Source organism: Promineifilum sp. (SeqCode) (assembly GCF_041918635.1).
In the GTDB taxonomy this organism is placed as follows: Bacteria; Chloroflexota; Anaerolineae; order Promineifilales; family Promineifilaceae; genus Promineifilum.
Genome location: NZ_JAYRVJ010000047.1, coordinates 1 through 12,743, shown reverse-complemented (window position 1 = coordinate 12,743; position 12,743 = coordinate 1). Strand labels below are relative to the sequence as shown.

General features: G+C 67.4%; 10 protein-coding genes and 2 pseudogenes. 3 read left to right on the top strand and 9 right to left on the bottom strand.

What is annotated here, in order from left to right:
- The 7 genes and pseudogenes from ACE3UY_RS01605 to ACE3UY_RS01575 all read right to left on the bottom strand — a co-directional run.
- Positions 1–395: pseudogene (locus tag ACE3UY_RS01605) on the bottom strand (glycosyltransferase family 1 protein); the annotation flags it as partial.
- A 90-nt stretch (positions 396–485) separates the two neighbouring features.
- Positions 486–1,070, bottom strand: a complete 585-nt coding sequence (locus tag ACE3UY_RS01600) for an SH3 domain-containing protein (RefSeq protein WP_374685801.1) — start codon at positions 1,068–1,070, stop codon at positions 486–488.
- Positions 1,071–1,207: 137 nt separating this feature from the next.
- On the bottom strand, positions 1,208–1,819 hold the full coding sequence (locus tag ACE3UY_RS01595) for an L-threonylcarbamoyladenylate synthase (protein ID WP_374685800.1): 612 nt from the start codon (positions 1,817–1,819) through the stop codon (positions 1,208–1,210).
- Between the two features lie 156 nt (positions 1,820–1,975).
- Positions 1,976–2,818: a peptide chain release factor N(5)-glutamine methyltransferase gene (prmC, locus tag ACE3UY_RS01590; RefSeq protein WP_374685799.1), complete on the bottom strand. Its 843-nt coding sequence runs from the start codon at positions 2,816–2,818 to the stop codon at positions 1,976–1,978.
- A gap of 119 nt (positions 2,819–2,937) precedes the next feature.
- The gene (gene cysC / locus ACE3UY_RS01585) at positions 2,938–3,504 is read right to left on the bottom strand and encodes an adenylyl-sulfate kinase (protein WP_374685798.1); all 567 of its coding nucleotides are present in this window, start codon (positions 3,502–3,504) and stop codon (positions 2,938–2,940) included.
- A 50-nt stretch (positions 3,505–3,554) separates the two neighbouring features.
- Positions 3,555–5,357: a bifunctional sulfate adenylyltransferase/adenylylsulfate kinase gene (locus tag ACE3UY_RS01580; protein ID WP_374685797.1), complete on the bottom strand. Its 1,803-nt coding sequence runs from the start codon at positions 5,355–5,357 to the stop codon at positions 3,555–3,557.
- A 333-nt stretch (positions 5,358–5,690) separates the two neighbouring features.
- Complete coding sequence (locus ACE3UY_RS01575) at positions 5,691–6,341, bottom strand: YigZ family protein (RefSeq protein WP_374685796.1); 651 nt, start codon at positions 6,339–6,341, stop codon at positions 5,691–5,693.
- Positions 6,342–6,665: 324 nt separating this feature from the next.
- Between ACE3UY_RS01575 and ACE3UY_RS01570 the strand changes: the two genes are divergently transcribed.
- From ACE3UY_RS01570 to ACE3UY_RS01560, 3 genes are all read left to right on the top strand, one after another.
- Positions 6,666–7,529 carry a YhfC family intramembrane metalloprotease gene (locus ACE3UY_RS01570; RefSeq protein WP_374685795.1) on the top strand — a complete coding sequence of 288 codons (864 nt, stop codon included), beginning with the start codon at positions 6,666–6,668 and terminating at the stop codon, positions 7,527–7,529.
- Between the two features lie 121 nt (positions 7,530–7,650).
- Complete coding sequence (locus ACE3UY_RS01565) at positions 7,651–8,694, top strand: DinB family protein (RefSeq protein WP_374685794.1); 1,044 nt, start codon at positions 7,651–7,653, stop codon at positions 8,692–8,694.
- Between the two features lie 94 nt (positions 8,695–8,788).
- On the top strand, positions 8,789–9,532 hold the full coding sequence (locus ACE3UY_RS01560; protein WP_374685793.1) for an FkbM family methyltransferase: 744 nt from the start codon (positions 8,789–8,791) through the stop codon (positions 9,530–9,532).
- Between the two features lie 102 nt (positions 9,533–9,634).
- On the opposite strand, the gene ACE3UY_RS01555 is transcribed toward ACE3UY_RS01560, so the two are convergent.
- Both ACE3UY_RS01555 and ACE3UY_RS01550 read right to left on the bottom strand, forming a co-directional pair.
- Positions 9,635–10,876 (bottom strand): MFS transporter, encoded by a 1,242-nt coding sequence (locus tag ACE3UY_RS01555; RefSeq protein ID WP_374685792.1) that lies wholly within the window; start codon positions 10,874–10,876, stop codon positions 9,635–9,637.
- A gap of 200 nt (positions 10,877–11,076) precedes the next feature.
- Positions 11,077–12,743: pseudogene (locus tag ACE3UY_RS01550) on the bottom strand (hypothetical protein); the annotation flags it as partial.

Sequence of the window (12,743 nt, the reverse complement as noted above, 5' to 3'; positions counted from 1 at the left end):
TGGCGCGTGCTCCAACGCAGATAAGCTAGCTGGCGGCGCGGGTGAGCTTCCGGGAAATATTCGTAGCCGAGGTCGTGGACAGTGGCGACGGCCGGGCAGCGGATGCCGACGGGGATGACGTGGGCCGGGGTGAAGAAAACGCCCGGCGGCCGGGCGCGCAACTCGTGGCCCAGCCGGACGTGCGTCCACAGCCGCCGCCACGGGATGACCACCTGCTCCACGCCCGGCGCGTCGGGGAACAGCCCCGGCGCGGGCGGCTCGTTGAAGTACAGCCGCAGCCGGTGGCCCCGCTCCCCCACTAACGCGATCAGCGCCCGGATGAGGTGATAGGCATACCCCTCCGTTCCTGTCCGCTGCCCCGTCGTCGCCCGGCTGGCGTCGATACCGATCAACATCTCAGAAGGCTCACGCAAAGGTAGGGGCCAGGTTCTAGGGGCTAGGGAAAAGCGTTCTTCCCCTAATCCCTAGCCCCTAGAACCTGGCCCCTAATTACAAGGCGCGCGGATGGTCAGGAAATCCTCCGCCACCCACCCCTCTTCGCCGCCGACGGCCCGCACCTTGCGCCAGATGACCCCGCCCGCCTCCGTCGGCGCGTCCTCCAACACGGTCAGCAGCGTCCCATCGGCCAGTACCACCAACTCCTCGCCGTTGGGCGCGTCGCGCATCCGCAGGCCATTGCCGCCCGTCCCCTCCACTACTCCCCGGCAGACCGTCGGCGTGGCTGTCTCGGTCGGTTGCGGCGTCAGCGACGTGGGCGACGGCGTGGGCGGGAACTGCTCCAGCAGCGGCGTCGACGTGATGGCCGGCGCGCCCGTACCGCTCGCCTCGGCTGTGGCCTCTTCTGGCGGCAGCGCGGCCAGGATAAGTTGCTGCCGCTGGTAGTAGAGCACCGCCAGCGCGCCGCTATAGAGCAGCGTCGCCGCCACCAGCGTGATCAGGCCGCGCCGCAGGATGATCTCCCGCTCCAGGGTATAGAAACGCGCCCCACCGCGACGAATATTGCGGTAGGTCATGAACGTGGCCGCCAGAGCGGCCGCAAATAGCACAATGGGCAGCAACAAACCAGTCATGAGTAGGGACTAGGGCCTAGGGGCTAGGGAAGAACACTTCCCCGGTGCGATCCACTTTCTGAAGTGGGTTGCACCTGATCCCTGGCTTTTAGAATTGGCCCCTTATAATCTGCGTAATCTGCGGATCATTCCTCTTCTTACAGTCCTAAGTCAGCCGCGGATAAAGGTCCCGCGCGCACAATGGCCGGCCGCGCGCCCGTGCAATCGACGATGGTCGACGGCTGCCCGCCCGGCGACGGCCCATCATCCAGCACCGCCGCCACCACTCCGCGCAACGCCGCCAGCGCCGCCATGCCGCTGAGCGCCGCCGCCTCGCCGGAGACGTTGGCGCTGCTGGCCGCCACCGCCCCGCCCGCCGCGCGGATCAGGGCGCGGGCCACGGCATGGTCAGGCACGCGCACGGCCACGGCGTCGTTGGGCGACAGCGCGGCCGGGAGTTCCGGGCGGCGCGGCACGATGACCGTCAGCGGCCCCGGCCAGAAGCGGGCCATCAGCTCAGCAGCCGCCGGCGGGATGCCGGTCGCCACGCGCTCCACGTCAGCCGCGTCGGCCAGCAGCACGGGGATGCCCTTGTCCGACGGCCGCGCCTTGGCCGCGTACAGCCGCTCAATGGCCGCGCCGTCGAACGGCGTCACCCCGACCCCATACACCGTGTCGGTCGGGAACACCACCGGATAGCCGCGCCGCAGCCACCCTGCCGCCTCGGCTACTGCCGTCCTATCCCCCGCCCGTAAATAGACCGTCTCCATCCTTCTATTATCCGCAGATTAGGCAGATTGGGCAGATTATCAGGAAGAGGCTCACGCAAAGACGCAAAGTTCGCAAAGCGAAGAATCAACAACCGCTTAGCTTTGCGTTCTTTGCGTCTTTGCGCGAGATCTTCTGAAATCTGCGTAATCTGTGGATTATTCCTCTTCCCACACCGCCACCACCCGGTCATGCCCCGCGAAGTCCGGCCGTACCTCAACCCGCGCCGCCGGGAACGCCTGCCGGGCCAGCCCCGCTACCGCCGCCCCCTGCCGCCAGCCAATCTCCAGCAGCAACAGCCCGCCGGGCCGCAACCGCCCGGCCGCCTGGGGCAATAGCGCGCGAATTAAGTCCAGCCCATCGGGGCCGCCATCCAGGGCCAGCGCCGGCTCGTAGGATTGTACTCCAACGGGCAGCGCCGTCCACTCTGGCCCGGCCACGTAGGGCAGGTTGGCGGTGATCAGGTCAAAGCCGGGGATCAGCGCCGCCAGCAAATCGCCGCGCAGCAGGTGGACGCGGCCGGGCGCGTGGCGCTCCGCGTTGCGCCGGGCCACCGCCAGCGCCGCCGCCGACACATCCACCGCCGCCACCGCTACCTCCGGTAGATGGCGCGCCAGTGTCACGGCAATACAGCCGCTGCCCGTCCCCACATCCACGGCGCGCATGGCCCCCCGCCCTCGCGCCCAAGCCAGCGCCACCTCCACCAGCCCCTCCGTCTCCGGCCGCGGAATCAGCACCGCTGGCGACACCTCGAATTCCAGGCCGAAGAAAGGCGCGTGGCCGACCAGGTAGGGGATGGGTTCGCCCGCCGCCGCCCGCGCCAGCAGCGCTGCGTAGTCCGCCCACTGCCCGGCCGTCAGCGCCTCGTCGCCGTGGGCCGCCAGATAGGCGTGATCGCAGCCGAGCGCGTGCCCCAGCAACAACCGGGCGTCCAGCGCTGGCGAGGGCGAATCGTGGAGTTGCGCGCGGCCCACCCGCCACGCCGTCTGAATCGTATGCATCAACTGACTGTATCTTATAGGGGAAAGAGGCTCACGCAAAGAACGCCAAGAAAGCGAAGAACGCCAAGAAGCTCTTTCTTGGCGTTCTTCGCTTTCTTGGCGTTCTTTGCGTGAGCTTCTTACGCTGGCTGCAACGCTGCCTCGCGGACGGGAATGTAGCCCCGCTCCTCCAGGTAGCTCAAGATGCGCTGGGCGCTCTCGGCCGGGGTCTCCTGGTCGGTGTGGATGTGAATCTCCGGGTTGGTCGGGGCCTCGAACGGGTCAGAAATACCCGTGAAGTTCTTGATCTCGCCGGCGATGGCCTTCTTGTACATGCCCTTCACGTCGCGGTCCATCACCACGTTCAGCGGCGCGTCGATGAAGACCTCCATGAAGTTGGTCGTGCTGGCCCGCACCATGTCGCGCACCGCCTGGTAGGGCGAAATGAAGGAGCACACGCAGCCGACGCCATTGCGCGACAGCAGCTTGGCCACGAACGAGACGCGCTCGATATTCTTGTCGCGGTCTTCCTTGCTGAAGCCCAGGTCGCGGGTCAGGCTTTCGCGCACCACGTCGCCATCCAGCCGTTCAAACTTGCAGCCGCGCGACTGGAGTTCCTTCTCCAGCAGCAGCGCAATCGTCGTCTTACCGGCCCCCGACAGGCCGGTCATCCACAAAACGTAGCCGGGGTATTCTACATGAGTCATGATAGGTTCTTGTTCCTGTTTAATCTGCGTAATCTGCGGATGATCCCTTCTTAGTTGTCGCGCAGGCCCGGCGCCTCTGTGCGCACAAACCCCTGCTCGATCAGCATATTCAGCACCATCCGCGCGTTGTCTTCGGGCGTGTGGCTCAGCGTCTCGATGGTGATCTCCGGGTGCTGCGGCGCCTCATACGGGTCATCGATACCGGTGAACCCGACGATCTCGCCCCGGCGCGCGCGGGCATACAGCCCCTTCGTGTCGCGCTGTTCGCAGATCTCCAGCGGCGTATCCACGTACACCTCGATGTAATTCTCCTGCCCGATGGTGTTGCGCACCTCATTGCGGGTGGCGCGGTACGGGCTGGCCGCCGCGGCCACGACGATGCCGCCGTGCCGCACGATCTCCGACGCCACAAAGCCGATACGCCGCACGTGGTCGTCGCGGTCTTCCTTGCTGAAGCCTAACCCCTCGGAGAAGTGCGTGCGCACCACGTCGCCATCCAGCAGCGTCACGTTGCGACCGAACTCCTGCAACAGCGTCGTCAGCACGCCGGCCGTCGTTGACTTGCCGGCGTTGTGCAGTCCGGTGAACCACACGCACACCCCCTGGCGATAGCGCGGCGGGTACGTCTCGGCCAGAATTTCGGCCACTTCCGGCCGGGTGAACCACTCCGGCAGCTGCTTGCCGTTTTGCAAGTACTGCTCGCGCACCTGCGTGCCGGAGATGGAGGCCGTCTTCGTCTCCTTGGCGACCTTCGTCACTTCCTCATACCGGTCTTCATCCGGCAAATAGACGAGCATCTGGAACGGCACGGCCGTCACGCCCAGTTCCTCTTCGTACTGCTCCACCATCTGCTGCGCGTCATAGGGGCCGTAGAACGGCTTGCCATTGGAATCGTTGCCGGGGCCGGCGTGGTCGCGGCCGACGATCAGGTGGTTCGCGCCGTGATTGCGGCGGATGATGGCGTGCCACAGCGCCTCGCGCGGGCCGCCCATGCGCATTGCCAGCGGCAGCAGCGATAGCAGGATGCGGTCGGGATCATAGTAGCGCTGCGCCAGCGCCTTGTAGGTGCGCACGCGGGTGAAGTGATCCACGTCGCCCGGCTTGGTCATGCCCACCACCGGGTGCAGCAGCAGCACGCCGTCCTTCTCCTGCGTGGCCCGCTTAGTCAGTTCCTCGTGCACGCGGTGCAGCGGGTTGCGCGTCTGGAAGGCGATCACGTTGTGGTGGCCGAACCCCTCCAGCATCGCCCGCGTCTGGCGCGGCGTGAAGCGCAGCGACTTGAAGTCGTAGTGCGTCGGCAGTTGCAGCACGCGCATGGGGCCGGACAGGTTGTACTTGCCCCAGTTGTGCATCTCGGCCACGATGGGGTGGCGCAGGTCGAGCGTGCCGAACGCCTTCTGAGCGACCTCTTCCAGGTCCCACTCATACATCTCTTCGACGTTCATGATCGCCAGCAACTCGTTGGCCGGGCTGCGCAGGGCCACGTCCTGACCGATCTTGAACTGGGCCGCCGTGTCCTCATCCACCGGCAGGGGGATGGGCATCGGGAAGAGGTAGCCGTTCGTCAGGCGCATCGTGTCCAGCACGCTCTGGTGGTCGGCCTGACCCATAAAGCGATCCAGCGGCGAGAACGCGCCGGTCGCCAAAAGCTCCAGGTCACAGACGGCGCGTTCGGAGATGCGAACCGACGGCAGGGTGTTGGCGTAGGCGCGCAACTCGGCGCGCTCCCCTTCCGGAACCATCAGATCGACCAACGTCCCACCGTAGGGGGTGATCAAGGTTGTCTTTTCAGCGGTAGCTAACAATGCAACGACTCCTTGCGCGCGCCCCAGACCGCCCGGCCCGCGGCGCATACGCCGTAGATAGTTTATCGTCCTATTTCAGTACTGGGCGCGACATCAGCCATCCGCTCACCCTCCGCCCATCCGACGCGACACACCACGAACTCCGGCCCTGGCCGAATTCGACTGCTCTCACTTGCTGCGCGACGAGGTAAAGTTGCCTGAAAGGGGAAAATCGCCCCCCGCTAGAGGATAACACGATAGCTGTGCTTAACGTTCTAAATGCGTTTGCCTAGGGTGTAATCTAACCGCCCATCCTTACGAACAATATTAACGTTCCTGATATAGCGCGGGATGCCATCCCGCCCCTTCGCCCGCGCGCCGTTCGCGGGTTGCCAACCCGCGCTACAACGGCATAATCGTCGCTTCGTCCGTCTCGACCACCACCGCCTCAACGCTCCCCTGCGACAGTTCTTGCAACGCGGCGGCGAACGCCGGATAACGCGCGGCCCGGAAGCGCGCCGTCAGCGTCACCTCGGCCGCGAACTCCTCCCCCAGCGCCAGCCCGCCGTGCCCCGCCACCAGCAGCCGCAGCCGCTCCAGCAGCGCGTAGGGCGCTTCCACCATCGCCGTCACCGTCGCCACCTTCGCCGCGCGGGGCAGCACTGCCAGCACTTCCTTCACCGCGTCCCCATAGGCCCGCACCAGCCCGCCTGTGCCCAGCTTCGTCCCGCCGAAGTAGCGCGTTACCACAACGGCCACGTCTCCCAACCCGCTGCCCTGTACCACCGCCAGCGCCGGCCGCCCGGCCGTCCCCGCCGGCTCGCCGTCGTCGTGACAGTGGGCAATGGTCGTAGCGCCGTGGCCGATGACGTAGGCCGGCACGTGGTGCGTCGCGTCGGGGAACTCCGCCCGCACGCGGCTGATGAAGCCCCGCGCCGCCTCCACCGTGAAGACTGGCGCGGCTGTGGCGATGAAGCGCGAGTTGCTCACCCGCAATTCGGCCCGCGCCTCGGCCGCCGGGATGAGCAGTGGGCTGTCTGGCCTGTCGGTCACGCCGCTATTCTACGTCCCCGCCGCCCCCGCGGCCACCTGCGTCAAATGTCATGAATTCGGCATGACATTGATCACTCTTTACTTTCGCCCCCACTCTATGCTATGATGTCGTTGAAACCACCGCTGCTTGGTTTGAACGTCGTGAGTCAAACTATTTGACCAAGTAATGGCTAACTTGGATCGGCGACCCCGTGGGGCCGTCCCAGTGGCCGACATTGTGTGGGGATTGGCTGCACTCCACACGTTCATCCGGAGCGGTGGTCTTCTTTTGTCCGCTGACGCCCATCAACCTGAACGACACCGCCCCCACCCGGCTCCCACGCCATGAATTACATCCTGCTCAGCATCAACTACGCCGCGATGATCCTCATCCCGATCATCGTCGCCCTCTTTATCCACAGTAAGACCCGCGCCAGCTTCCGCTTCTTCTTCATCGGCGCGGTCACCTTCATCCTGTCGCAGGTGCTGCACATCCCGTTCAACGCCGTTGTGCAGTCGGCCGGCTGGCTGCCGACCGACCTGACCAGCTGGCCCAACCTGCTGCTCGTCGGCCTCTTCGCCGGGCTGTCGGCCGGCGTGTTCGAAGAGACGGCCCGCTACCTGACCTACCGCTTCTGGGCCAAGGACGCCCGCTCCTGGTCGCGCGGCCTCATGCTCGGCGCGGGCCACGGCGGCATCGAGGCCATCCTCCTGGGCGCGCTAGGGGCTATCAGCTTCGTCTCGCTGATCGCCGCCACACGCAACGAGACGGCCATGAGCGTCCTTCCGGCCGAGCAGCGCGCTCTCGTCGAAGGGGCGCTGGCCGACATCCTCAATACGCCCTGGTACGGGCTGCTGCTGGGCGGGCTGGAGCGCGTCTTTGCCATCCTGGCCCATCTGGCGATGTCGGTCATCGTGTTGCAGGCCTTCCTGCGCCGGTCGATCCGCTGGCTCTTCCTGGCCATCGGCTACCACGCCGCGCTCGACATGCTGGCCGTCGTCGCCGTCCAGCGCGTCGGCCCCTACGCCACCGAGGGGCTGCTGGCCGTCTTCAGCCTGCTCAGCATCTACGTCATCTTCCGCCTGCGGACGCCCGACCCCGTCGCGCCGGAGCCAGAGCCGCTGCCCCCGCCGCCCCCGGCCGAGCCGCTCGACCTCCCGCCGACTGGCGACGCCCTCGACCGCAGCCGCTACACCTCCGGCCTGTAGTCAGGCAATTTATCGCCGTTCTTTCTCCCTCAAGCGAAGAACGACACTAAATTGCCTGACTACGAACCTTGCCGCCGCCCGCCGCCTGGAGTACCATGCCGCCTCTGCGTAAGGAGCGACCATGGACACACCGGCGCAACAGACCGCCCGCCGCGCCCAACTGGTGGCCCGGCTGGCCGCCGAGCGCGGCCACCTGCTGCAGCAACTTGAAGGTCTCAGCGAAGAGACGTTGAGCCAGGAGCTCATATTCGAGGGCTGGCCGGCTTCCGCCCTGCTGGCCCATCTGGCCTATTGGGATGCCTTTGCTGCTGACCGGCTGGGCAAGCTGGTCGACGGCCGCCGCGCTGAAATCCAGCCTATCGGCGTCGGCGAAGACACGCTCGACGCCCGCAACGCCGCCCTGCGTCAGCGCCTCGCCGGTCTGCCCTTCGCCCAGGCCGTCGCCTTGTGCCAGAAGGAGCGGCGCAGCCTGCTGCTGGCCCTAGACCGGCTGCCCGATGACGCACTTTACCGGCGCATCCAACTGCGACCCGGCTGGCGCGCTACGCCGGTGACCTGGGCCGGCTGGTCCTATCGTCATGACGCCGAGCACTCGGCCGACTTGGCCCGCTGGAGGGCTACCTACCCACCCAACGACCCCGTCCGCCGCGTCATCCACCGCGCCCTGCTGCGCCCCATCCTGGGCCTGACGCGGGCCGAGTTCGCCGCCCTGGCCGCGCTCATCCCGCCCCGAGAGGGCGAAACCCGCCCTATCAGCGGCGCATGGTCGCTCAAGCAGGTCGTGGGCCACCTGGCCGACTACGAGCGGCTGGGCGTGATTGCCCTGCGCGCCGTGGCCGCCGGGCGCGAGCCGGTCTACGAGGAGCGCCTGGCCGACTTCGACGCCTACAACGACCGGCGGGGCGCGGTCTGGGCCGCCCAGCCCTGGGCCGAGGCGTGGGCCACCTACGTCGCCGCCCGGCGGGCGCTGCTGGAAGTGGCTGGCGGCCTGCCCGACGAGGCCCTGGCCCGCGTCTTCCCCGCCCCCTGGCCGGGCCAGACCACCGCCTGTGGCTACCTGCTCGACATGGCCCAGCACGAAGAGGAACACGCCGACAGCCTGCGCCGGGCGTTGGGGCTGCCGGCGCTGCCCCGGCGGCTGGGGCGGGCGGGCAACATTGCGTAGTAGGGGCAGACCTGCGTGTCTGCCCCTATGTGTCTGCCCCTGCGTGTCTGCCCCAGGGCGCACACGTAGGTGCGCCCCTACCATCTTGATTCGGATGAAGGAGCAACTGGAGCAACAAGCGGGCATCCTGCGCTCGCTCGCCATCTACTACGCGCCGGGCAAGCGGCGGCGACTGACCCGCTTCTACGCGCCCCTCATCCGGCCGGGCGACCTCTGCTTCGACATCGGCGCGCACGTCGGCAACCGCGTCGGCGCGTGGCTGGCGCTGGGGGCGCGGGTCGTCGCCGTCGAGCCGCAGCCGGCGCTCGTGGCCTGGCTGCGCCGCCTCTACGGCCGCTCCCCCCACGTGACGCTCGTCCAGGCCGCCGTCGGGGCCACCCCCGGCGCGGCCACTCTGCGCGGCGACCGGCGCAACCCGACCGTCTCTACCCTGTCGGACGAGTGGATCGCCGCCGTCCGCCAGGATGCGTCGTTCGGCGGCGTGCGCTGGCAGGCGGCCGAGACGGTGCGCGTGACGACGCTCGACGCGCTCATCGCCGCGCACGGCCGCCCCGCGCTGTGCAAGATCGACGTGGAGGGGTACGAGGCTGAGGCGCTGCGCGGCCTGTCGGAGCCGCTGCCGCTCATCTCTTTCGAGTACATCCCCGCGGCCATCGACGTGGCCCAGGCCTGCCTGGCCCGGCTGGACGCCCTGGGGCGCTACGAATTCAACTGGTTCGCGGGCGAAACCCACCGCTGGGCCTCCCCCACCTGGCTGCCGTCCGACGCGATGGCCGCCGCCCTGACCCGTCTCGCCGCCAGCCGCGCCTCCGGCGACATCTTCGCCCGACTGATGTAAAAGAGCTCACGCAAAGGACGCTCAGGAAACCAAGGACGCCAAGAAGAATCATCTCTTTTTGCGTTCTTAGCATCCTTGGATTCCTTTGCGTGAGCTCTGCTTCTAGTCCCCCGACGTAGCCACGTGGGAGAGCGGTCGCGGCGGCCCGGACTGGCGCGACAGGTAGAACACCACCAGCCCCACGGCCGACACCAACCCCACCCCCGCGAACGTCAGCCACGGCAGCGCCGGCGCGCCCCGCGCCGCGGCCACGTCCACCAGTGTCCCGCCGAACACGTGCCCCAGCCCGCCGCCGACGGCCATCGCCAGCGACCCCACGCCGAAGTACGCTCCCCGCGCCCGCTCGTCGGCCATCTCGGCCGTGACCGTCTGCGCGTTGGGCGTCGCCAGCACCGATCCGAGCGAGAAGAAGAACAGCGACACGTAGAACATCGCCAGACTGTGGCCCAGCCCGATCAGCGCCATGCCCACGGCCATGCTGACCACGCCGGCGATGATGGTCACCAGCGGCGGCCAGTAGCGCCCCGACAGGCGCAGCGCCGGCGCTTGCAGGACGATCGCCAGCCCGGCGCTGACGGTAAACATCAGGCCGACGCTGGTCGGGTCGCCCGTCAGCGCCTTGATCGCCAGCGGCATGGCGATGGACAACTGCACCCACATGAACCAGAAGCCCATCATTAGCGCCGTGAACACCACGAAGGCCCCATCCCGCGCCGCCAGCCCCAGCCCGGCGCGAACGGTCTGCGGTTCACTGCACACGCTCACCGGCGGCAGGAAAATCAGGGTGACGAAGAAGGCCATCAGGAAGAACGCCGCCGAGGCCAGCCCGACCACCTGGAAGTCGAAGCGGATGAGGTAAGCGCCAATGAGCGGGCCGACGGTGCGGGCCACGTTCTGCAGGATGCCCAACCGGCCGTAGAGGGCGGTCAACTCCGCCTCCGGGGCCAGCGCGGCCAGCGTCGCCCGCTGCGGCGCGTCGAACAGCGCCCCGCCCAGGGCAGCCAGCAGCCCCGACAGCATCAGCAGCCACGGCGTCGTGGCGAAGCCCATGACCACGAAGCTGACGGTGCGAATGAGCACGCCGGCCAGGATGAGCCGCTTGGGGCCGAAGCGGTCGGCCAGCGCCCCGCCGAAGACGGTCAAGCCCTGCTGCGCGAACTGCCGCACGGCCAGCACCAGGCCGATAAACGCCGCCGCCCAGCCCAGCCCATCCACGTAATGGAGCGAAACGAGGGGGATAATGAGGAAAAAGCCCGCATTCATCAAAAACCACACGGCCATGACCGTGTTAAGCCCCCGCTTGCGGGCGCGCGGGCTTAACTCGCCAACTGATTGCGCTTGCATAATAACCGCTGAGTTTACCACAAAATGTAGCGCGGGATGGCATCCCGCGTCTTCACGCCTCAACAGAAATGGCTACGCATTGGGACAGAGGAGACGGACAATGAACGGATGAGCAATCTGTTCTTTATTCGTCTCGTCCGTCTAAATCCGTAGCCATTCTTCTGGCCGTTGGACGCGGGATACCATCCCGCGCTACAAAGTCACGACTGGCACAGGACGTTGCGAATATCCTGCCACGTATTGGCCTGATTCGATACGCCGCTCGTCGGGTAGGTCGCCAGCTCGCCGGTGTAGAGCACCTGGGCCAGCAGGCTGAACGGATCGGTCAGCCCATTCAACTCCTGCTGGGCGTTGATCTCCATCTCCACCACCCACCGGCCGCCGCCCGCCTCGCCCACCGCCGCCGTCCAGTTCGAGCTGGTGTAGTTGGAGTTCCACTCCAGCCCGTCGTTGTTGTTGCCCTCGCCGGCCCACAGCAGGCGCGCCCCGTCGCGCGCCACCTGGAAGAAGCGGTCGGTCGTGTTGGCGTCGCCGCCGTCGTTCAGTGTGTCGATGTACAGTCGCACCGAGTCCGTCACCTGATAGCTGCTGTCGCCGATGAAGAAGCCGAAGTAGATAGTACCCGCGTCGCGCGCGGCGTACACCTCCACCAGGCTCGACGGCCCGCCGCCCGTGGGCTGGAACGTGAACAGCGGCGCGCTCGGCCACTCGGAACCGACGTTGAGCGAGCCGTCGATGACCGGCGGCGTGGTGATGCAGGTCAGCATGGGCTGCGCCACAGGGACGGTGGCCGTGGCCGTCGCCGTGGGCGCGGGCAGGGTCAGCGTCGGCGTGGCCGAGGGCGGCGGCACGCTGGCCGTGGCCGTCGGCGCGGGAATTGTCCACGTGGGCGTGGCCGAGGGCGGCGGCACGCTAGCCGTGGCCGTCGGCGCGGGAATTGTCCACGTGGCGCTGGGTGGTACGGCCGTGGGCGTCACCGGCGTCGGCGTGGGCGGGTTGGGAACCAGCGGGTTGCTGCCCAGGATCACTTCCTGCCCATCCGGCACGCGGTCGCCGTCGGTATCGTTCAGGATGGGATTCGTCTCGTAGGTGACGATCTCATCGTTGTCCTTCAGTCCGTCGCCGTCGGTATCGGCGTTCTTGGGCTGCGTGCTATAAATGAGCACCTCATCGCCGTCCTTCAGCCCGTCGCCGTCGCTGTCCGGGCTGTTGGGGTCGGTGGTCAGCACCGTCTCCTGGGTATTGCTCAACCCGTCCAGGTCGGTGTCCCCCTCGGCGATGGCCGTCTGGGCCACATTCGTCGCCGCGCCGCTCTGGGTGCTGACGACAACCGTCTGCGCCGCCGAGACCGCCGTCTGCGTCGCGCCCATCTGTTCAAACGACAGCGTCGGCGTTGGCGTAAGCGTCGCGCCGATGCCCAGCAGGCGCTCCCAGTTGGAGAACGCGGCCAGCGACGCCAGCACGCAGCCGAAAGCCGCCACAAAGAGGATGGCATACATCCACGGCGTCGGGATGAGCGAGCGGGCGATGGCCTCGCCGGGCAGCGTCTGCTTGCCGCCCCGCGCCGCGGCCACCTCCACCTCGAACGGGTATACGTCCCCCTCGCCCAGCCAGTTCGTCTCGCGCGCCTCCAGCGCCAGTTCGACGTTGGCCGTGCCGTTCGGTGGCAGGGGGACGCCCTTGCGGTCGCCGCGGAAACGGATCAGCCCTTGCAGATCGCGCCCGGTCACGTCGAATTCGGTCGCCGTGTTGCCCGTGTTGTGGATGGCGACCATCACCCGGCCGGGCATGCGCACCTCCGCCGGCTCCATCGTCGCCTCGAACATGGTGAAGCTGCTGACGCTCAGCGTGGCCGTCGTTCCCACCC